This is a genomic window from Janthinobacterium fluminis, from assembly GCF_028595325.1.
GTDB lineage: Bacteria > Pseudomonadota > Gammaproteobacteria > Burkholderiales > Burkholderiaceae_D > Janthinobacterium > Janthinobacterium fluminis.
On sequence record NZ_JAQQXR010000001.1, the window covers coordinates 210,590 to 231,002 of the forward strand.

Annotated in this window: 11 protein-coding genes and 1 riboswitch; of the genes, 5 read left to right on the forward strand and 6 right to left on the reverse strand. The window is 65.1% G+C overall.

From position 1 onward, the window contains the following. Positions 1-3: 3 nt before the first annotated feature. Genes OIK44_RS01020 through ribB form a run of 4 tightly spaced genes read right to left on the reverse strand, consistent with a single transcriptional unit; the run spans position 4 to position 3,165 of the window. Complete coding sequence (locus OIK44_RS01020) at positions 4-681, reverse strand: hypothetical protein (RefSeq protein WP_273668792.1); 678 nt, start codon at positions 679-681, stop codon at positions 4-6. Beyond that, positions 678-1,649: an MlaD family protein gene (locus OIK44_RS01025; protein ID WP_273668793.1), complete on the reverse strand. Its 972-nt coding sequence runs from the start codon at positions 1,647-1,649 to the stop codon at positions 678-680. The genes OIK44_RS01020 and OIK44_RS01025 overlap by 4 nt, the downstream gene beginning before the upstream one ends. A 15-nt stretch (positions 1,650-1,664) precedes the next feature. After that, positions 1,665-2,480, reverse strand: coding sequence for an MlaE family ABC transporter permease (locus tag OIK44_RS01030; RefSeq protein WP_420213799.1), 816 nt, complete (start codon positions 2,478-2,480; stop codon positions 1,665-1,667). Positions 2,481-2,517: 37 nt separating this feature from the next. Next, positions 2,518-3,165 (reverse strand): 3,4-dihydroxy-2-butanone-4-phosphate synthase, encoded by a 648-nt coding sequence (gene ribB, locus OIK44_RS01035; RefSeq protein WP_273668795.1) that lies wholly within the window; start codon positions 3,163-3,165, stop codon positions 2,518-2,520. 96 nt (positions 3,166-3,261) lie between these two features. Beyond that, positions 3,262-3,409, reverse strand: a riboswitch (FMN riboswitch). A gap of 156 nt (positions 3,410-3,565) precedes the next feature. On the opposite strand from ribB, the gene OIK44_RS01040 reads away from it, so the two are divergent. Both OIK44_RS01040 and OIK44_RS01045 read left to right on the forward strand, forming a co-directional pair. Continuing rightward, positions 3,566-6,373, forward strand: coding sequence for a M16 family metallopeptidase (locus OIK44_RS01040; RefSeq protein WP_273668796.1), 2,808 nt, complete (start codon positions 3,566-3,568; stop codon positions 6,371-6,373). 82 nt (positions 6,374-6,455) lie between these two features. Next, complete coding sequence (locus tag OIK44_RS01045) at positions 6,456-6,653, forward strand: hypothetical protein (protein WP_273668797.1); 198 nt, start codon at positions 6,456-6,458, stop codon at positions 6,651-6,653. Positions 6,654-6,894: 241 nt separating this feature from the next. On the opposite strand, the gene OIK44_RS01050 is transcribed toward OIK44_RS01045, so the two are convergent. Next, the gene (locus OIK44_RS01050; protein WP_273668798.1) at positions 6,895-9,048 is read right to left on the reverse strand and encodes a DNA recombination protein RmuC; all 2,154 of its coding nucleotides are present in this window, start codon (positions 9,046-9,048) and stop codon (positions 6,895-6,897) included. 298 nt (positions 9,049-9,346) lie between these two features. Beyond that, entirely contained in the window at positions 9,347-9,550 is a 204-nt protein-coding gene (locus tag OIK44_RS01055) for a type II toxin-antitoxin system VapB family antitoxin (RefSeq protein ID WP_273668799.1), read from the reverse strand. 546 nt (positions 9,551-10,096) lie between these two features. On the opposite strand from OIK44_RS01055, the gene OIK44_RS01060 reads away from it, so the two are divergent. The 3 genes from OIK44_RS01060 (at position 10,097) to OIK44_RS01070 (ending at position 20,412) form a co-directional block, all read left to right on the forward strand. After that, positions 10,097-11,647, forward strand: a complete 1,551-nt coding sequence (locus OIK44_RS01060; RefSeq protein WP_273668800.1) for a methyl-accepting chemotaxis protein — start codon at positions 10,097-10,099, stop codon at positions 11,645-11,647. A 317-nt stretch (positions 11,648-11,964) separates the two neighbouring features. Next, complete coding sequence (locus tag OIK44_RS01065; RefSeq protein WP_273668801.1) at positions 11,965-13,620, forward strand: ShlB/FhaC/HecB family hemolysin secretion/activation protein; 1,656 nt, start codon at positions 11,965-11,967, stop codon at positions 13,618-13,620. A gap of 57 nt (positions 13,621-13,677) precedes the next feature. Continuing rightward, positions 13,678-20,412 carry a YDG domain-containing protein gene (locus OIK44_RS01070; RefSeq protein ID WP_273668802.1) on the forward strand — a complete coding sequence of 2,245 codons (6,735 nt, stop codon included), beginning with the start codon at positions 13,678-13,680 and terminating at the stop codon, positions 20,410-20,412. Position 20,413 lies beyond the last annotated feature (1 nt).

Genomic DNA, 20,413 nt, shown 5'->3' on the forward strand with positions numbered 1-20,413 from the left:
CCCTTAGCCGGGGTCTTTCCCTTCGACGAGGTCGATGCGCCGGCGGATGCGCCCGGCCTCTGCCGCGTCGCCGGCTTTGTCGGCGCGCATGGCTTGCACGCCCAGCCACGCCAGCAGCGGCCGCCGCCAGCCTTGCGCCGAGGCCGTCTCTACGGCCGTGGCCAGCAGCGCCGGGCTGGCGCGTCCGGTGCGCATCAGCACGCCCGCCGCCACCAGTTGCGCCAGCGGGTCGGCGATGCCGGCCACGGCGGCGGCCGCCGCCGTGTCGGAGGTGGCGCCGGCCACGCCGCGGTGCGCCTGCGGCAGCAAGGCGATTTCCTCGGGTTTCGCCGCGCCAACCAGATAGGCGGCGTAGGCGCGCTCCGGCGCCGCCGCGTCCTTGCGCAGCCGCTCGAAACGCGCGCATTCATTGAACACGAGGCTGGCCGCGCGGGTGGCGCAGCGCACCAGCTCCAGGCGCGCCACAAGCTCGATTTTGCCGGTGGCGGCGATCTGCTCGCGGGCGCGCTGGTACTCGGCCGCCTCGACCCGCTCGTTGCCGCCCAGATAAGCCGCCTGGAAACGCTCGATGGCGCTTTGCGCGTTCATTTTCCAGTCGGGCACGGGCGGGCCGCCGGCGCAGGCGGCCAGGGCGGCGAGCAGGCAGGCCGCCAACAGGCGGCGGGGCAGGGTGGCGCTCATGGCAGTTTGATCTCCGGCTCGCGTTTGAATGGCCATTTGCGGTTGATTTCGTTGACCAGTTGCTCGACCTTGCGCAGATTGCTTTCGACGTCGGCGCGCAGCGGCGCCAGGTCGGCCGTGGCGGCCTTGGCGTTGGCGCCGACGGCTTGCGCCTCGACCAGCACGGCGTCGAGTTTCTTCAGGCTGCCGCGGGTGTCGGCCAGCAGCGCGTTCAGTTGCACCACGGTGGCCTGGGCGTCGGTCATGATGCCGCCCCGGCCGAAGACGCGGCTGTCGGCATTGCCGATCAGGCTGTCGGTCTTGAGCAGCAGCGCGTTGGCGCGCGCCAGCAGCTGTTGCGAATTCTTGTCGTCGCCGGCGATCAGCCCCATCGCGCCGGCCGGGCCGTTGAGTTTTCCCGTCACGCCCTGGACGTTGCGCAGCGTCAGGTCGAGCGGGGATTCGGCGCCCGTCAGCGCCGTCAGGTTTTGCAGCAATTCCTTGGCGGCGGCCAGCAGGCGCGGGATTTCCGCGCCGGCGTCGCCGACCAGCAGGGGGCGCGCGGCGCCGTCCGGCAGCGCCGGGTCGTCGGGGATGCCGGTGAAGGCGCGCAGCTTGGCGCCGCCGACGAGGCCGCGCTCGAGCGTGAAGATGCTGGTGCTGCGCAGCCAGTGGGCCTCCGAGCGCGGCACGTCGACGACGACGCGGGCCTTGCCGTCGGCGCCCAGTTCGATGCGGCGCACGCGCCCGACCGGGAAGCCGGAGAAGGTGACGTCCATGCCGACGACGACGCCGTCGGAGTCCTCGGCCAGCAGCACCAGTTGCTGCGTCGCCTCGAAGGCGCCGCGGGCGTACATCAGGTACAGCACGGAGCCGCTGACGAGTACGAACATCAGCACCAGCAGCAGGGCGGCCTTGAATTCGGCGTTGCGCACCGGCGGGGCGCTGGGCAGCGGCGCGTCGGCCGCGGTGGGGGTGGGTTCTGTCATGGGGCGTGTCGGCGATTAGTAGTAGTTGCCCATCAGGGAGGCGATTTCAATGAGGAGGATGACCGAGAACAGGCGCAGCATGTCGGACAGGCCGTGGGTGCCGGGCAGGCGCTGGCGGCGCCCGGCGGCGCCGTCGGCGTAGAAGGACGAGGCCATCGGGATCAGGCCGACGGCGAAGCTGAAGAAGCCGATCTTCAGCGCCAGGATCAGCGACACGGCCGGGTTGAAGACCTGGCCGACGACGCGGGTGTAGCCTTGCAGCGCCCATGGCGTGAAGCCGTAGATGCTCAGGTAGGCCAGCACCAGCGTCAGCACGCAGCTGACGGCGGCCAGCATCCACACGGCGAAGACGCCGGCGGCCACGCGCGGGAAGAATTCGCGGTGCAGCAGGTCGGCGCCCTGGCGCTGCAGGGCGTCGAGGGCGCCGCTGGCGCGCATCTGGGCGAACTCGATGCCGTCGGGCAGGGTGATGCGCAGCGCGACGAACAGCGCCGCCGTCAGCGGTATCAGTTCCAGCACCAGCACGCGCACCACCATTTCCAGCGCATAGCGCGACAGGCCGTAGCTGAGGGCGGTGACGACGACGATGCGGATCAGCACCAGGCTGATGAGGGCCGACAGCACGGTGAACCACATCAGGTTGGGCGCGGTGGCGAGCACCAGCTGGCGCGCCAGCGCCGGGCGCCCGGCGCGGCCGTAGGTGGACGGCGACAGCGCCAGCGAGAAGATCAGGACGGCGAAATGGAGCAGGCGCCACCAGCCCCGCAACCACGCCATGGCGGAGCGGTGCAGGCGGCGCAGAACGGAAAATAGCATTGCTTGTGAAATCATCCGCTCATCTTAGCATCGGGCGGCCCGCGCCGCCGCTTCAGCCGGCCTGGCGCTGGCGCCACTCGATGATTTCGGCGATCGTCAGGATGGGCATGCCGTGCAGCTCGGCGAAGCGTTCGATGGCGTCGCCGCGCATCATGCTGCCGTCCGGGTTCATCAGCTCGCACAGCACGGCCGGCGGGTTCAGGCCGGCCAGCATGGCCAGGTCGACCGAGCCTTCCGTGTGGCCGGCCCGCGTCAGCACGCCGCCGGGCGCGGCGCGCAGCGGGAACACGTGGCCGGGGCGCACCAGGTGCTGCGGCTTGGCGTCCCTGGCGACGGCGGCGCGTATCGTCGTCACGCGGTCGGCTGCCGAGACGCCGGTGGTGACGCCGTCGCGCGCCTCGATCGACACGGTGAACGGCGTGCCGTAGCGGCTGCCGTTCTCCGGCGCCATCGGCGGCAACTCCAGCGCGGCGACGGTGTCGGCCGGCAGGCACAGGCAGACGATGCCGCTGCACTCGCGGATCAGCAGGGCCATCGTCTCGACGGTGAGCTTGTCGGCGGCGATGATCAGGTCGGCTTCGTTTTCGCGGTCGAAATCGTCGAGCAGGATGACCGGGACACCGGCGCGCATGGCGGCCAGCGCCGCGTGCATGCGGCCGTCGAGGTCGTGGGAGATCAGGGTGTATTGATTGACTAACATGTGAAACGCTCCTCGCATCATGGCGAAAAACGCTTCAGGGCAAGCGAACAGCCGCAATGAGCCGGGCCGATCGCTCGGCGCGGGACTGCGGATACCGCACATCTTCTTTCATCCGGACTATACCGTCGGCTCTGGAGTCACACCAGATCTGCTGACCCCGCCGATTGCGCGGCGGGCGCTCGCGGGCTTGACCGTTGCCGGTCTTACCGCCGGTGGGGAATCGCACCCCGCCCCGAAGACGTATTGTGTTACCGGCAAAGTTGCCGGCGGCATTAGTGTAGCAGAGAAGCGCAAACTAGGGGACAGACCACGATTTCCGGGAAACTATTACCCGAAAATCGTGGTCTGTCCCCGGCTTTCGGTGTACCGTAGAAAAATTCTTTCCTCTCACACGGCAAAAATGACACTGTCTTCCCTCCGCATTCTTTCCGGCGCGGCCTTGTTGGCCCTGGCGCTGCTGGCCCGCGCCGAGATCCGCCTGGACGATCCGGTTCCGCTCGGCCCCCAGGTCAAGGTCGGCAAGCTGGCCAACGGTTTGACGTATTACATTCAACGCAACGGCAAGCCGGCCAATAAGCTGGAGCTGCGCCTCGTCGTCAAGGCCGGTTCGATGCTGGAGGATGAGGACCAGCAGGGCCTGGCCCATTTCACCGAGCATATGGCGTTCAACGGTTCGCGCCATTTCAAGCGCAGCGAGCTGATTTCCTATCTGCAGTCGATCGGCGTCAAGTTCGGCGCGGACTTGAACGCTTACACGAGCTTCGATGAAACCGTGTACATCCTGCCTATCCCCACCGACAAGCGGGAAAACATCGAGCAGGGCTTTCTCGTGCTGGAAGACTGGGCCCACGGCCTGTCCTTCGACGCGGCCGCCATCGACAGCGAGCGCGGCATCGTGCTGGAGGAGCTGCGCCTGGGCAAGGGCGCCGAGGACCGCATGAACAAGGTGTTGATGCCGAAGTTGTTCAACGGTTCGCGCTACGCCCAGCGCCTGCCGATCGGCAAGGAGGCGACCCTGAAGCATTTCAAGTACGCGGCGATCAAGCGCTTTTACCGGGATTGGTATCGGCCTGACCTGATGGCTGTCGTCGTGGTCGGCGACATCGAGCCGGCCGAGGCCGAGAAGCTGATCGCCAAACACTTCGCCAAGCTGAAAAATCCCGTCCCGGCGCGCCCGCGCGCGTATGCGAAGGTGCCGACGCGCACGCAGACGGAGGGGTTGGTGATCACCGACAAGGAGGCCAGCAACAGCCTCGTCTTCATCCGTTATCCGGTGCGCGAGTCGAAGACCGACGCGACGTTCGGCGGCTACCGCGACAAGCTGGTCCAGGGCCTGTACGGCGATATGCTCAGCGCGCGCATGCAGGAGCTGAGCCAGCAGGAAAATCCGCCCTTCATCCAGGGCGGCAGCAGCATGGGCAAGCTGGTGCGCGGCTACGAGTCGTTCAACGCCTATGCCTTGCTCGGCAAGGGCGGCGTCGCGCCGGCCGTCGACGCGCTGCTGCAGGAGGACGGGCGGGTGCGCCGCTTCGGTTTCAGCGCCATCGAGCTGGAGCGCAGCAAGAAGGATATGCTGCGCAATTTCGAGCGCGCCTACCTGGAGCGCGACAAGTCCGATTCGGCCGGCTACGTGGCCGAATACGTGCGCAACTTCCTCGAACAGGAAGCCATCCCCGGCATCGAGAATGAGTACAACTATGTGCGGGAAATGCTGCCCGGCATCACGCTGGCCGAGGTGAACCAGGCATTCGCCAAGGCCATGCCTTTGCATGAGAAAAAGCTGGTGGTGTACATGGGCGCCGACGGCGGCGCGGCGCCGTCCAGCGCGGCCCTGCTGGCGGCCGTCGACGCGGCGGAGCGGCAGGTGCTCAAGCCGAAGGAAGAGAAGCTGTTGGGCAGCACGCTGCTTGAGACGCCGCCCCAGCCCGGCGGCATCGTCGCCGAGACGCACAACGCGGCCCTGGGCTTGACTGAGCTGACCTTGAGCAACGGCGTGAAGGTCGTGTTGAAGCCGACCGATTTCAAGAACGACCAGGTGTTGCTGGGCTCGACCCGCTTCGGCGGCCAGTCGCTGTTCGGCGACGCCGACACCTATAACGCCCGCTACGCCAGCGCCATCATTGGCCAGATGGGTTTGAAGACGTATACGCCGACGGATTTGCAGAAAATTCTGGCGGGCAAAACGGTGAATGTCGGCGCTTTCCTGGGCAACCTGAGCGAAGGCTTGGGCGGCAGTTCCAGCGTCGCCGACCTGGAAACCATGCTGCAACTGGTGTATCTGCGCTACACGGACGCGCGCAAGGACGACGGGCTGTACCGTTCCTTCGTCGGCAAGCAGCAGGACTTGGCGAAGCACACCATGTCGCGGCCCGAGTCGGTGTTCGTCGACACGGTGCAGACTACGCTGTACAACAACCATCCGCGCCTGGCGCGGGCGGCGCGGCCCGAGGATTTCGACAAGGTGTCGCTGGAGCGCGTGCTGGAAATTTACAAGGAGCGCTTTTCCAGCGCCCGCGGCAGCACTTTCTTCCTCGTCGGCAGCTTCGAGGTGGAGAAGGTCAAGCCTTTGATCGCCACCTATCTGGCCAGCCTGCCGGCCGCCGAAGTGGCGAGCGCCTACAAGGACCTGGGCTTGCGCCCGGTCAGCGGCGTCGTCAAAAAAACCGTGCGCAAGGGGACGGAGGCGAAGAGCAGTATTTCGCTGACGTTCAGCGGCGACGCCGCGTATTCGGAAGCGGCGCAGCTGCGCCTGCAGGCCCTGGTCGAGGTGATGAACATCAAGCTGGTCGAGGTGCTGCGCGAGAAGATGGGCCTGATTTATGGCGGCGGCATGCAGGGCGCATTGAACAAGCTGCCATATGGAAATTATTCGATCAGCGCCGGCTTGCCGACGGGGCCGGAACATGTCGATAAGGTGATCGCCGCGACCTTTGCCGCGATCCGGCAGATGCAGGAGAACGGCCCGCTGGCGGAAGACCTGGCCAAGGTGCAAGAGAACTGGATCAAGAACCACCAGAAGGCGCTGCGCGAAAACGGCTACTGGCTGGGGCGTTTGCAGACGGCCCTGGTGCAAGGCAGCGATCCGGCCGACATCTTGCGCTACGAGGACGAGGTGAGGGCGCTCACGCCGGCCGATGTGCAGGCGGCGGCGCGGCGTTACTTCAATCTGGACAATTATGTCCAGGTGGTCCTGTATCCGGAGCGGTGAGCCTGGCGGCGGCGCGGGCCTGGGGCGCGCGCGCCGTTGCTGTTAAACTGTGGCCTGTTACAAGACATGTAAAGGTTGCACGATGGCAAAGAAAGAAGAGCTGGATCCGGAAACGCTGGCCTTGATACACTGGTGTATCGAAGTCGAGGGTTTTCTGGTGGCGGGCGGCGCAACGCAGGCCCAGGCGCAGGAACATATCGAAGAGCAGGTGGAGTGGTTCACCGACCAGTTCTATGACGGCTTGACGCCGGAAGAGGCGGCTAAGGAGGCGCTCGCCTGAGGCCCCTGCAGGAAATTTTTCATTTTCGCTCAAGGCAGTCATGGTGCAAAATGGCAACACCGAACTTGCTTCGCTCGCAAGCAATCTCCAAATCTCGACCGCTGCGCTATCCCGACTTGAAAACGGGAAGGCCAGCGCGCTCTTTGCACAAGTGTTACGAAGTCAGGCTATAAAATTCAAAGTAACTTGAACGGTTGAGCAGGGGGGCACCTGTGTAATTTTTCCGCGCAGTCTTAAGGACTTATGCGGAGGAGTTCGGAGACTGGGGCGTCGTAAGCGGGGGCAGCGTAACTACATTATCGCCGAGTTGGTGCGCTTCGTCGCTTGACATTGCGAGAGTCGCCGACGACATAGCCTTCGTCGGCTTTACCCCTAAATCCCGTAACATTTCTGCTTGGCGAATAACATTTCCGCGCCCGACCGACAGCTTTCCATGCGCAGCATCATATGCTTTCTGAGCTTGGCTCAGGCGGTTGCCCACAGACTCCAAGTCTTCAACGAACCCGCAAAGCTTGTCGTATAAGTCTCCTCCCTTCTTCGCAATCTCTTGGGCATTCTTGCTCTGAGCTTCCTGGCGCCACAGGTGCGCCACAGTGCGAACGACAAATAGTAATGTGGATGGGCTAACTAGCAGAACGTTACGATTCCATGCGTCCATGAAAAGGTTGTCGTCGTTCGTAACCGCTGTCATAAAGGCGGGTTCCACGGGCACAAATGCGAGGACGAAATCGAGAGATTTAACTCCATACATCATGTGGTAGCGCTTTTCCGACAAGCCCTTGATATGCGAGCGTACGGAGTCTAAATGCTGTTTAAGCGACAGGGCTCGCGCCTCATCAGTGTCTGCAGAGGTGAATTTCTCATACGCTACCAGCGAGACTTTGGCATCGACCACAATCTTTCTCTCCTCAGGCAGGTCGATGATGACGTCGGCTTGGCCGCGCGAACCGTCCTCGCGGGTCTGGCTGTCCTGCACGTGGTATTCATGGCCCTTGCGTAGTCCTGATGCCTCTAGCACACGCTCGAGAATGAGCTCGCCCCAATTGCCCTGTGTCTTCGCGGAGCCTTTGAGTGCCAGGGTCAAATTCTTCGCGTCCAGGCTGAGTGACTGGTTAAGTTCAACGAGTTGGCGTACCTGCTCCGAAAGCGCTGAGCGGTCTTTGCCCTCATTAACGTAGACCTCTTCGACCTTGCCTTGAAATTCAGTCAATTTCGTTTTCAATGGCTCGAGCAACTGGCTAATACCTTCACGATTTTGCTCCGCGAAGCGTTTCGACTTCTCTTCCAAAATATCGTTGGCCAATGTCTTAAATTGATCTGAAAGTGCCGTCTTGGCCTGTAGCAAAAGTTCAAGTTTTTCGACCGCGCTCTTTTGCTCAGCCTCGCCATGAGTCCGAAGTTGGGTGAGCTGGTCCGTGAGTCCGTTCACCTGCGAGTCGGCTTGCGAAAATGCCGTCTTTGCTGTCGCTAGCTCTGCTACCACGAGAGCCGCGGCCGTACGTTCTGCGGCCAACTCTGCTCTAAGCTTTCCATTATCGCGCGCACTTGATTCCCGGAGGTCGGTCAATTGCATATTTGTGTCGACAAGTTGTCGTGCCGAGTCCTTTATCTGGCTCTCTAAACCTGGCAGGCGAGCAGCCTGTTCCTCTAACGCTACACGGCGCTCTGCTGACTCTCGAAGCTGCACATTAAGCTCACCTAGCTGTTTTGTTGAGTCCACTAGCTTGGACTCAAGCGACGGTAGACAAGCAACCTGCTGCTCAAGTGCGACACGACACTCGTTCGACGCTTGCAGCTTGGAATTTGACTCAGCAAACTGTCGCCCGCCTTCGAGAAGTTTTGTCTCCAATTCAGGAATGCGGGCCACTTGTTCCTCGAGCGTGGCCTTGCGCTGTAAAGAATCTTGTAAGCGAACTGATTCATCTCGGTACTGCTGATCGAGTGATTTTTTAGCTAACTGAAGCGCCTCCAAATGCTCTTGTAACGACTCAATGGACTGTGCCTTTTGTGCTTCGCTACTAGCTAGTCGCCGAGCATCATCAATGCTGGACTTCAGTTGTTCCATCGTAGAACGTAGCTCGGCTTCAACTAAGGGCAACCTCAGTAAGCGCTCAGTCATGCGCGCTTGCTCATCCTTCAGTTCATCGAAGCTCGCCCGTACAGTGGTAAGTAGCTGCGATTTCTGCTGAGAATCCTCCTTCACCGCGTCCAACTCATTTGTGGCTGACCGAATTTTTTCGGTCGCCTGGGCTAATTCAACTTGAAGCGCAGTTGTCGCCGCTGCCGCCGCTGCAAAAGCGGCTGATTTAATTCGGCTATTCATCAACAGCCACATGAAGAAAGCGCCGAGCAGTAACGCAATCAATGGAACAGCTTGGGAAGCTAAGTCAGTCATTGATATCTCCGCAGAGTGCGTTGTTGTGTTGAAGAGTATTCTAGCTTGAAATTGTCATTTAAGACATTTTATCAACCCAGGTATGAGTCCCTTCGGCCTTTGACACTCGCAAGCTCGGCGAGATTTTGTGAATCCGCAATTTCGGTCCATGCAAAATGCTTCGAAATTAACTGCGTCCATGCAAATCTGCCTACCACAGGGTGCGTGAGTGCCAAGTCCTGGTTGAGCAAGTTCTCAAGCGCCTCGTTGCGGTTCCGAAAGTGGTCTATCCACACGAAAGTATTAACGGACACGCCACTTATTGAACTGGCTCTGGGCGGCGACGTGGCACTTCAGGTATTCCTGGTATCGCGCCTCCCAACGCTACCAAGCGCTTGGCAGTTCGCACGCGCACGAAGGTCTTGATGGCCTCGCGGAAGAGGTCCGTTTTGTCCATGGACGGATCTGCGACCTCAAGGGCTTTGTTGTACAGTTCGTCGTCGATTGTGACGGTGGTTCTCATGGGGACTCCTTGAATCAGCAATGATGTAAATATGCATTCAATAGCGCATCATCACAACCTCTGGACGGGCAGGGGAGTCTTTTCCTCTCCGGGCAGGCACCACGGCGCCCCTCGATCATATGCCCCGTCGCAGCATGGCCCTGCTCCGTGCCCCCGGCCAAAAAACGGCTGTCTAGGATATATGGCAATGTTGCGCCCGTTCTTCAGGGTGCTCGGCGCCCAGGATAATATATTCCTCAGTGAGCTCGGCCACTGGAATAGGGAAATAGCAGGCTGTCACCGCGCCGCCACACCGCGCGGCATTTCCCTCAGTTTAGAGCTGTTCCCCCAGGAATTTCCGGCGCACACTTTGTGCTAGTGCTGGCGCTGGGTCGGGCATTTAGTTTATCATAGGCAATTATTCGTTGTCGTGGTCTGGCCTTTCCGCATCTGCAGCGCGGCGCCGTCCGCCTGGCCGACCTGACGCTGCCTGACCGTTGCCGAGCGCTTCGTTTGGCGCGCGCACGCCATATCCAATAACAAAAGATCGCTCTTTCAGAGGAAAACATGAAACTCAGCACCCGCATCCTCTTGCTTTGCATTAGCACCTTGCTTGGCATCGTCATCATCGCCACGGTATCGCTGTTCTCGCTGCGCCAGACCATGATGGCCGAGCGCGCGGCGCAAATCACGACCCTGGTCGAACTGGCCAATGCGGCGGTGGAGAAGGCGTATGCGCTGGAGCAGTCCGGCAAGTTGACGCGGGAAGAGGCGCAGCGCCAGGCCAAGCAGGTGGTCGGCAGCTTCCACAAGGATGAGATGTACTATTTCGTGCGCGATTTCAGCAACGACATCCTGTACGTCCATCCGAACCCGGCGCGCGTCGGCGTGCCGCAAAAGGGCGCCAAGGATTCGGGCGACCGCTACCGCACCGTGCTGGCGCAGCAGCGCATCGGCCTGGTCAAGGCCGAGGGCACGCGTCCCGGCGTCAAGGAGCCGGTCGACAAGATGTATGCGGTGGTCCGCTTCGCGCCGTGGGACTGGCTGATCGGCACCGGCACTTATATCGACGACATCAACACGCAGTTCTGGCGCCAGGCCGCCATCCTGCTGGGCCTGGGCGTGGCGCTGATGCTGGTCGTCGGCGGCCTGGCCTGGCATATGCTGCGCAAAATCCTCGGCCAGTTGGGCGGCGAGCCTGACTACGCGGCCGGCATCGTCGGCCAGATCGCCAAGGGCGACTTGACGACGCAAATCGACACGAAGGCGGACGACCGTTCCAGCCTGCTGTTCGCGATCAAGGCCATGCGCGACAATCTGGCCAATATCGTCAGCCAGGTGCGCATGGACGCCGATTCGATTTCCACGGCGTCCGGCGAGATCGCCTCGGGCAACCACGACCTGTCGGTGCGCACCGAGCAGCAGGCCGGTTCGCTGGAGGAGACGGCCTCGACGATGGAAGAGATGACCTCGACCGTGCGGCAGAACGCTGACAATGCGCGCCAGGCCAACCAGCTGGCCATTTCCGCCTCGGCGGTGGCGACCCAGGCCGGCAACGTGGTCAGCCAGGTGGTCGACACGATGGGCTCGATCAACGAATCGTCGAAGAAGATCGTCGACATCATCAGCGTCATCGACGGCATCGCCTTCCAGACCAATATCCTGGCGCTGAACGCGGCCGTCGAGGCGGCCCGGGCCGGCGAGCAGGGCCGCGGCTTCGCCGTCGTCGCTTCGGAGGTGCGCAACCTGGCGCAGCGCTCGGCCTCGGCGGCGAAGGAAATCAAGGTGCTCATCGACAGCTCGGCGGAAAAGGTCGAGGCCGGCGAAAAACTCGTCGAACTGGCCGGCAGCACCATGGAGAAGGTGGTCGCCAGCGTCAAGCACGTCACCGACATCGTCGCGGAAATCTCTTCGGCCAGCCAGGAGCAAAGCTCGGGCATCGACCAGATCAACCACGCGATCGTTGAGATGGACAATATGACGCAGCAAAACTCGGCCCTGGTCGAGCAGGCGTCCGCCGCCGCCCAGGCCATGAACGACCAGGCCGCCGGCCTGGCGCAGATCGTCAGCATCTTCAAGCTCAACAGCCACGCGCCGCGCGCCAAGCTGCTTAAGTAAGTCCCTCGGGCGGCGCCCGCCGCCCGTTTTCCGCCGCCAGCCGCGCGGCGCCAGTCGCTTCCATGTCGATAGCCTTGCCTGTGGCATTTTTGTCACAGGCAAGCGCTTGCCGCAAGCTCGCGGTTTTCCCCGTTTTCATAGGGCGGCGGCGGCGCCGCCAAGCGTATTTCATGTTAATACGGCATGACTTTGCGAAATCTCAACACGGTTTACTTTTCCCACCCTCGCTTTGTTAGACTATTTCTCCATTGGAACTCTTCATCTGCCGGTTGCGTGCAAGTGCGCGGCGCCGGTATCGGATTTAAGGGGGGCTGAGATTGGCAAGCAAATTATTTCCTTTGGCGCTGCTGGCCGTTAGTCAGGGTGCTTTCGCCGTCGACCCGCCCGGTGCCGGCAGCCAGATCCAGCAGGTTCCGCCGGTGCCGCTGCCGCAGAAGCGCGCGCCGGAAATCCGCATCCAGCAAGGTGCGGTGGCGCCCGCCGTGCTGGACGACCATGAAAAAATTCTCGTCAAGCGCTTGCGCGTGGAGGCCGGCGGCGGCGTGCCCGAGGCCGAGCTGCTGGCCGCCACGGGCTTCCAGCCGGACAGCGAGCTGACGCTGGCGCAGTTGCGGGCGATGGCGGCCAAGGTCGCCGACCTGTACCACAGCCGCGGCTATTTCCTGGCGCAAGCCTTCCTGCCGGCCCAGGATATCGAGGATGGCGGCGTCACCATCGCCGTGCTGGAGGGGCGCTACGGCAACGTTAGCCTGCGCAACAGCAGCCGCGTCGCCGACGGCCTGGCCGGCGCGGTGCTGGGCGGCCTGGGGCAGGGCGAGCCCATCGCCACCGCCCCGCTGGAGCGCCGCCTGCTGCTGCTGTCGGACATGCCGGGCGTCGAGGTCAGGTCGACGCTGGTGCCGGGCGCCTCCGTCGGCGCCTCCGACCTGATTGTCGAGGTGGTGCCGGGCAGCCGCGTCAACGGCAGCGTCGACGCCGACAACCAGGGCAACCGCTACACGGGCACCAAGCGCGTCGGTGCGACCCTGAACGTCAACGAGTTGCTCGGCTACGCCGACGTCGCCACCGTGCGCGCCTTCACTTCGGCCGAGGGCTTGAATTATGCGCGCCTGTCCTACCAGGGGCAGTTCGGCCTGGCCAAGGGCGGGCTGGCCTACACGGCCATGCATTACCGTCTCGGCGAGGAATTCGCCAGCCTGGAGGCGAACGGCACGGCCAGGATCGCCAGCGTGTACGGCAGTTATCCCCTGATCCGCTCGCGCAACAACAGCCTGTATGCCCAGCTCAACTATGACAGCAAGCGTTTCCAGGACAAGGCCGACGTCAGCGGCGCGCTGGCCGACAAGCACGTCAAGGTGTGGATGGCCAATCTGAACGGCGACCGGCGCGGCAGCGGCGGCGCCAGCACTTATTCGCTGACCTGGACCAGCGGCAAGGTCGACATCCGCAGTGCGGCGGCGCTGGCGGCGGACCAGGCGACGGTGGGCAGCAACGGCCATTTCGACAAGTGGAGCCTGAGCCTGATGCACCTGCACAGCCTGGCGGAGAACACCTCGCTGTTCGCCTCGCTGAGCGTGCAGATGGCCTCGAAGAACCTGGATATTTCGGAAAAAATGGGCTTGGGCGGCGTCGGCGCCGTGCGCGCCTATCCCGGCGGCGAGGGCTATGCCGACCAGGGTTATGTGCTGAGCCTGGAGCTGCGCCGCAACCTGCCCGATTTCGGCGCGGCGCTGCCGGGTCAGCTGCAAGCGCTCGCCTTCGTCGACACGGGCACGGTCAGCCTGAACAAGCATCCCTGGGCCGCCGGGGAGAACCGCAAGACGCTCAGCGGCGCCGGCCTCGGCCTGACCTGGATGGGCCAGAACGGCCTGGCGCTGAAGCTGTACTACGCCCACAAACTGGGCGGCGCCGTGGCGACGTCGGCGCCGGATTCGGCCAGCCGCGTCTGGCTGCAGGCCGTCAAATATTTTTAACGCCGCCATTGCCGGCACTGGATACGCGCCGGCGCGCCGGCCTGGGGAGCTCGCATCATGAATCGCATCTATCGTTCGATCTGGAGCCGCCGCGCCGGCACTTTCGTGGCCGTCTCGGAATTGGTCAAGAGCGCGGGCAAGCGGGCGCTGCCCGGCGCCGGCGGCACGCGCCCGGCGCTGAAGGCGCTGGCGGCGGCGCTGTTACTGGCCTTCGGCGCGCCGGCGCTGGCCTTGCCGACGGGCGCCAGCGTCGCCGCCGGCGCGGCCACGGTGGCCAGCGGCGCCGGCAAGTTGACGGTGACCCAGGGCAGCCAGAACGCCGTGCTGAACTGGAGCAGCTTCAATATCGGCCAGGGCGAGGCGGTCCAGTTCGTCCAGCCCAACGCGAACGCGGTGGCGCTGAACCGGGTGCTGGGGGCGCAGCCGTCGAGCATTCTCGGCAGCCTGTCGGCCAACGGCAAGGTGTTCCTGGTCAATCCGAACGGCATTTTGTTCGGCAAGGGCGCTTCGGTGAATGTCGGCGGGCTGGCGGCGTCGACGCTGGGCATTGCCGATGCCGATTTCATGGCCGGACGCTACCGCTTCGGCAATGCCGGCGCCGGTGCGGTGCTCAACCAGGGCAGCATCAGCGCGCCCGGCGGTTATGTCGCGCTGCTCGGCGCCCAGGTGACGAACGAGGGCACCATCAACGCCCGCCTCGGTTCGGTGGCGCTGGCCGCCGGCAACGCCGTCACGCTCGATGTCGCCGGCGACGGCTTGCTGAACGTGGCCGTGAACCAGGGCGCGCTGCGGGCGCTGGTGCAGAACGGCGGGCTGATCCAGGCGGACGGCGGCCAGGTGCTGCTCAGCGCCCAGGCCGCCGGCACGCTGCTGCAGACGGCCGTCAACAACACCGGCGTCATCGAGGCGCACACGATACAGAACCGCAATGGCAGCATCAAGCTGCTCGGCGACATGCAGTCGGGCACGGTGAAGCTGGCCGGCCGCCTTGACGCCGGCGCGCCCGACGGCGGCAACGGCGGTTTCGTCGAGACGTCGGCGGCCCATGTGCAGATCGCCGCCGACGCCCGCGTCACGACGGCGGCCGGCCACGGCCTGGCGGGCACCTGGCTGGTCGATCCCAGCGACTTCACCATCGCCGCCAGCGGCGGCGACATGACGGGCGCTACGCTGTCGAGCAATCTGGCCGGCGGCAACGTGACCATTTTGAGCACCTCGGGCGGCAGCGGCACGGCCGGCAACGTCAACGTCAACGACACGGTGGCATGGTCGGCCAACACGCTGACGCTGAACGCGCAAAACAATATCAACATTAACACGGCGATGAACGGTTCCGGCAGCGCCAGCCTGGCCTTGAAGTACGGCCAGGCGGCCGTCGCGGCCGGCAACGGCAGCACCGTTAATGTGGCGGCGCCGGTGAACCTGCCGTCGGGCGCGCATTTCAGCACCCAGCTGGGCTCGAACGGCGCCACGGTCAACTACACGGTCATCAACAGCCTGGGCGCGGCCGGCAGCGCCAGCGGCACGGACTTGCAGGGCATGGCGGGCGGTCTGGCCGGCAATTACGCGCTCGGCAGCAATATCGACGCGCGCGCCACCAGCGCCTGGAACAGCAACGCCGGCTTTGCCCCGGTCGGCAGCGCCGGCAGCCCCTTCACCGGCAAGTTCGACGGCCTGGGCCATGTCATCACGGGACTGGCCAGCAACCGCATGGATGCCGACGTCGGCCTGTTCGGCAGCATCGGCAGCGCCGGCGTGGTGCGCAACCTGGGGCTGGAGGGCGGCAGCATGGCCGGCGGCAGCGCCACCTATGGCAGCGCCTTCGGCATCGGCGGCCTGGCCGGACGCAACCTGGGCAGCGTCGACAAGGTCTATAACACCGGCACGGTCAGCGCCGCCGGCGGTTACGGCAATGGCGCCGGCCTGGTCGGCAATAACGACGGCAGCATCAGCAATAGTTACGCGACGGGGGCGATCAGCGGCAGCGCTTACGCGTCGATCGGCGGCTTGGCGGGGAAAAACACCGGCACCATCACGTACAGCTACGCGACGGGCAATGTGAGCAGCAGCGACGGCTATGCCGGCGGCCTGGTGCTGAGTAATGCCGGCGGCATCATCGACCACAGTTTTGCCACGGGCAATGTGGCGGCCAGTTCCTACGGCGGCGGCCTGGCCAGCGGCAACAACAGCGGCGGCACGATACGCTACAGTCATGCGACGGGCACGGTGACGGGCAACAACGGCACCGGCGGCCTGGTCGGCTCGAACGCGGACGCCGGCACGAGCATCCTGAACAGCTACGCCACCGGCGCCGTGACGGCCACCGGCACCTTCATCGGCGGCCTGGTCGGCATCAGCAACCAGGCCACTATCAGCAACAGTTACGCCACCGGCAATGTGACGGGGGTGAACACGGTCGGCGGCCTGGTCGGCTACAACATCGGCACGGTCAGCAACAGTTACGCCGCCGGCCTGGTGACGGGGACGACACGCTTCGGCGCCGTGCTGGGGGATAACTACAACGGCACGATCACCACCAGTTACTTCAATTCCACCGTCAACGGCGCCACGGCGGGCATCGGCTTCGCCCAGGCCGGCCATTTCACCGGCACCACCGGCCTGACGACGACGCAGATGAAGACGGCGGCGAATTTCGTCGGCTTCACGTTCACGACGACGCCCGGCGCCGCCGGCAACAACTGGGTGCTGGTCGACGTCGACGGCACGCTCAACAATGCCGGCGCCACGCTGGGCGCGGCCTATCCGATGCTGTCCTCCGAGTACTCGACGAACATCACCGGCGCGCACCAGTTGCAACTGATGGCGATGAATCTGGCGGGCACGTTCACGCTGGGGCGGAGTTTCTCGGCGGCGAAGACGGCCGGCACCAGCGACGTCTGGCATGGCAGCAGCTTCATTCCGGTGGGCCGCTTCGCCGGCCAGTTCAGCGGCAGCCTGGACGGCAAGGGCTATGTCGTCAGCGGCTTGAACATCAACCTGGCGGCGACGGACAACGTCGGCCTGTTCGGCGTCGTCGGCGCCGGCGGCAGCGTCAGCAACGTCGGCCTGGAGGGCGGCAGTATTACCGGGCGCAATAACGTCGGCGGGATCGCCGGGCGCAACGCCGGCACCATCCGCAGCAGCTTCGTCGCCAGCCCCCTGTCCGGCAACGGCAATGTCGGCGGCCTGGTGGGCTATAACACCGGCACCGTCGCCGACACCTACGCCAGCGGCACCGTCGCCGGCACGGCGCAGGTGGGCGGCCTGGTGGGGCAGAATTACGCCGGTTCCGTCAGCACCAGTTACGCGACGGGGGCGGCCACGGGGGCCAGCGGCGTCGGCGGCCTGGTGGGCTTGAACTATGCGGGCAGCGTCTCCACCAGCTTCTGGGACTTGACGACGTCGGGCAGGGCCAGCAGTTCCGGCGGCTTGGGCATGGCGACGGCGAATATGCAGACGCTGGCCAATTTCAACAGCGCCACGTCGGCCAACGGCAGCGCCAATCCGAACTGGAATTTGACGTCGGTCTGGGCGCTCTACGACGGCCACAGTTATCCGCTGTTGCGGGCCTTTATGACGCCGCTGACGGTGACGGCGAACAATGCCAGCAAGACCTACGACGGCGCGGCCTACAGTGGCGGCAACGGCGTGCGCTATTCGCGCGTGACCGACGGTAATTTGCTGGGCGCGGCCACCTACGGCGGCTCCTCCCAGGGCGCCGTCAACGCCGGCACCTACGCGATCACGCCGGGCGGCTTCTATTCGACGGGGCAGCACGGCTATTTGATCGCTTACGAGAACGGCACGCTGACGGTGGACCCGGCCGCGCTGACCGTGCTCAACGTCACCGGCACCGTGGTCGCCAACAAGGTGTATGACGGCACCACGGCGGCGGCCCTGAGCATGGGCGTGCTGCAGGGCGTGCTGGGCGGCGACGTCGGCCTCGTGTCGCTGATCGAATCGGGATTTTTCGCCAGCAAGAACGTGGGCAACAATATCGCCGTGACGGCCACCGACACGCTGAGCGGCGCGGCGGCGGGCAATTACACGCTGGTGCAACCGACCGGCTTGACGGCGAATATCACGCCGGCGACCATCAGCAGCGTCAGCGGCATCACGGCGGGCAACAAGGTGTATGACGGCTTGACGGCGGCGGTGTTGAGCAGCGGCGCCGCCGTGTTCAACGGCATGGTGGCCGGCGACAGCCTGTCCGTGACGGGCGCCAGCGGCGTGTTCGCCGACAAGAATGCCGGCGCCGGCAAGAGCGTTGGCATTTCCGGCATCACGCTGGCCGGCATCGACGCCGGCAATTACATTTTATCGAGCGGCGCGGCCAGCGCGACGGCGACCATCACGCCCAAGGCCCTGACGCTCACCGGCATGGCGGCCGGCAACAAGGTGTATGACGGCACGGACCTGGCCGGTCTGAGCGGCGGCGCCTTGAGCGGCCTGGTCGGCACGGAGACGCTGGGCTTCTCCGGCCAGACGGGGCACTTTTCCGACAAAAACGTTGCCAACGGCAAGGCCGTCACCGTTACCGGCGTGGTGCTGGCCGACGCCGGTTTCGGCGCCACGGCCGGGCTGGCCGGCAATTACACGGTCGCCAATCCGACTGGCTTGACGGCGTCGGTCACGCCGGCCGCGATCAGTGGCGTGACGGGCCTGGGCGCCAACAACAAGGTCTACGACGGCGGCACCGGCGCCGTGCTGGTGACGGGCGGCGCCGTCTTCAACGGCATGGTGGCCGGCGACAGCCTGTCGCTGACGGGCGCCAGCGGCGTGTTCGCCGACAAGAACGCCGGCGCGGGCAAGACCGTCAACGTCAGCGGCATTGTGCTGGCCGGTACGGACGCCGGCAATTACACCTTGACCAGCGGCAGCGGCAGCGCCACGGCCGACATCACGCCGAAGGCGCTGACGGTGACGGGCGTGACGGCGGGCGGCAAGGTGTATGACGGCACGGCCACGGCCAGCTTGTCCGGCGGTACGCTGAGCGGCCTGGTCGGCACGGAAACGCTGACCCTGGCCGGCTTGAGCGGTATTTTTGCCGACAAAAACGCCGGCGTCGGCAAGACTGTCGCCGTCAGCGGCGCCGCGCTGGTCGACGCCGGCACCGGCCCGACGGCCGGATTGGCCGCGAACTATACGGTCGCCAGCCCCGCCGGCCTGACGGCGACGATCACGCAGGCGACGATCAGCAGCGTGACGGGCCTGGGCGCCGACAACAAGGTCTACGACGGCGGCACCGGCGCCGTGCTGGCGACGGGCGGCGCCGTCTTCAACGGCATGGTGGCCGGCGACAGTCTGTCGCTGACGGGCGCCAGCGGCGTGTTCGCCGACAAGAACGCCGGCACGGGCAAGACCGTCAACGTCAGCGGCATCGTGCTGGCCGGTACGGACGCCGGCAATTACACCTTGACCAGCGGCAGCGGCAGCGCCACGGCCGACATCACGCCGAAGGCGCTGACGGTGACGGGCATGACGGCGAGCGGCAAGGTGTATGACGGCACGGCCACGGCCAGCTTGTCCGGCGGTACGCTGAGCGGCCTGGTCGGCACGGAAACGCTGGCCTTGAGCGGCATGGTCGGCAGTTTCGCCGACAAGCACGCCGGCGTCGGCAAGGCCGTCACGGTCAGCGGCGCGGCGCTGGCCGATGCCGGTTCGGACGCCACGGCGGGGCTGGCCAGCAATTACACGGTCGGCAATCCGGCCGCGCTGACGGCGACGATCACGCCGGCGACGATCAGCGCCGTCGGCGGCCTGGGCGCCGCCAGCAAGGTGTATGACGGCGGCACCGGCGCGGTGCTGAGTACGGCCGGCGCCATCTTCGGCGGCATGCTGGCGGGTGACAGCCTGGCCGTCGGCAGCGCCAGTGGCGCGTTCTCCGACAAGAACGCCGGCGTCGGCAAGACGGTCGGCATCGGCGGCATCACGCTGGCTGGCGCGGACGCCGGCAACTACACGCTGGCCAGCACGGTCGCCACCGCGACGGCGGACATCAGCGCCGCGACCTTGCTGGTCGCGGCGACGGCGGCGAACAAGGTCTACGACGGCAATAGCAACGCCGTCGTGAGCCTTGGCGACAACCGCATTGCGGGCGACGTGCTGACTTTGAGCAGCGGCGGCGCCAGCTTTGCCGACAAGAATGCCGGCACGGGCAAGGCGGTGACGGTGACGGGGATCGGCGTCAGCGGCGCCGACGCCGGCAACTATATCGTCAACGCCACGGCGACGGCGACGGCGGACATCACGCCGGCGGCGCTGACCGTGACGGCGAACAATGCCACGAAAGCGTCGGGGCAGCCCAATCCGCTGTTCGGCGCCACGTATTCGGCGCTGCAGCCGGGCGATACGCTGGCGTCGGCGTTGACGGGCACGCTAGGCTTCGCCACGCCGGCCACCACCACCTCGGCCGCCGGCGATTACCGCATCACGCCATCCGGCCAGCAAGCGGGCAATTATGTGTTGACTTATGTAGACGGCGTGTTGAGCGTCACTGGCGCCAGTGCCCCCGCCGCGCTGCCGAATGTGCTGGCCAGCGCGATCGCGATGACGGCGGTGGCCCCGTCCCAGGGCAATATGGTCGGGCAGAACCAACTGCTGACGCTGGATGCTCCCGCCGCGGCGCCGGCGACATCGAGGAAAACGTCGAGCGACGAGACGGCGCCGGCGGTGCAGACGCTAGGCAGCGTGGTGACGAATATGCTGCCCGGGCTGAATCTGACGGTGATCGACCTGGGCCTCAAGTTGCCGGCAACGGGGCGGGGCAACGACAAGGGCGCGGCGCAGTAGC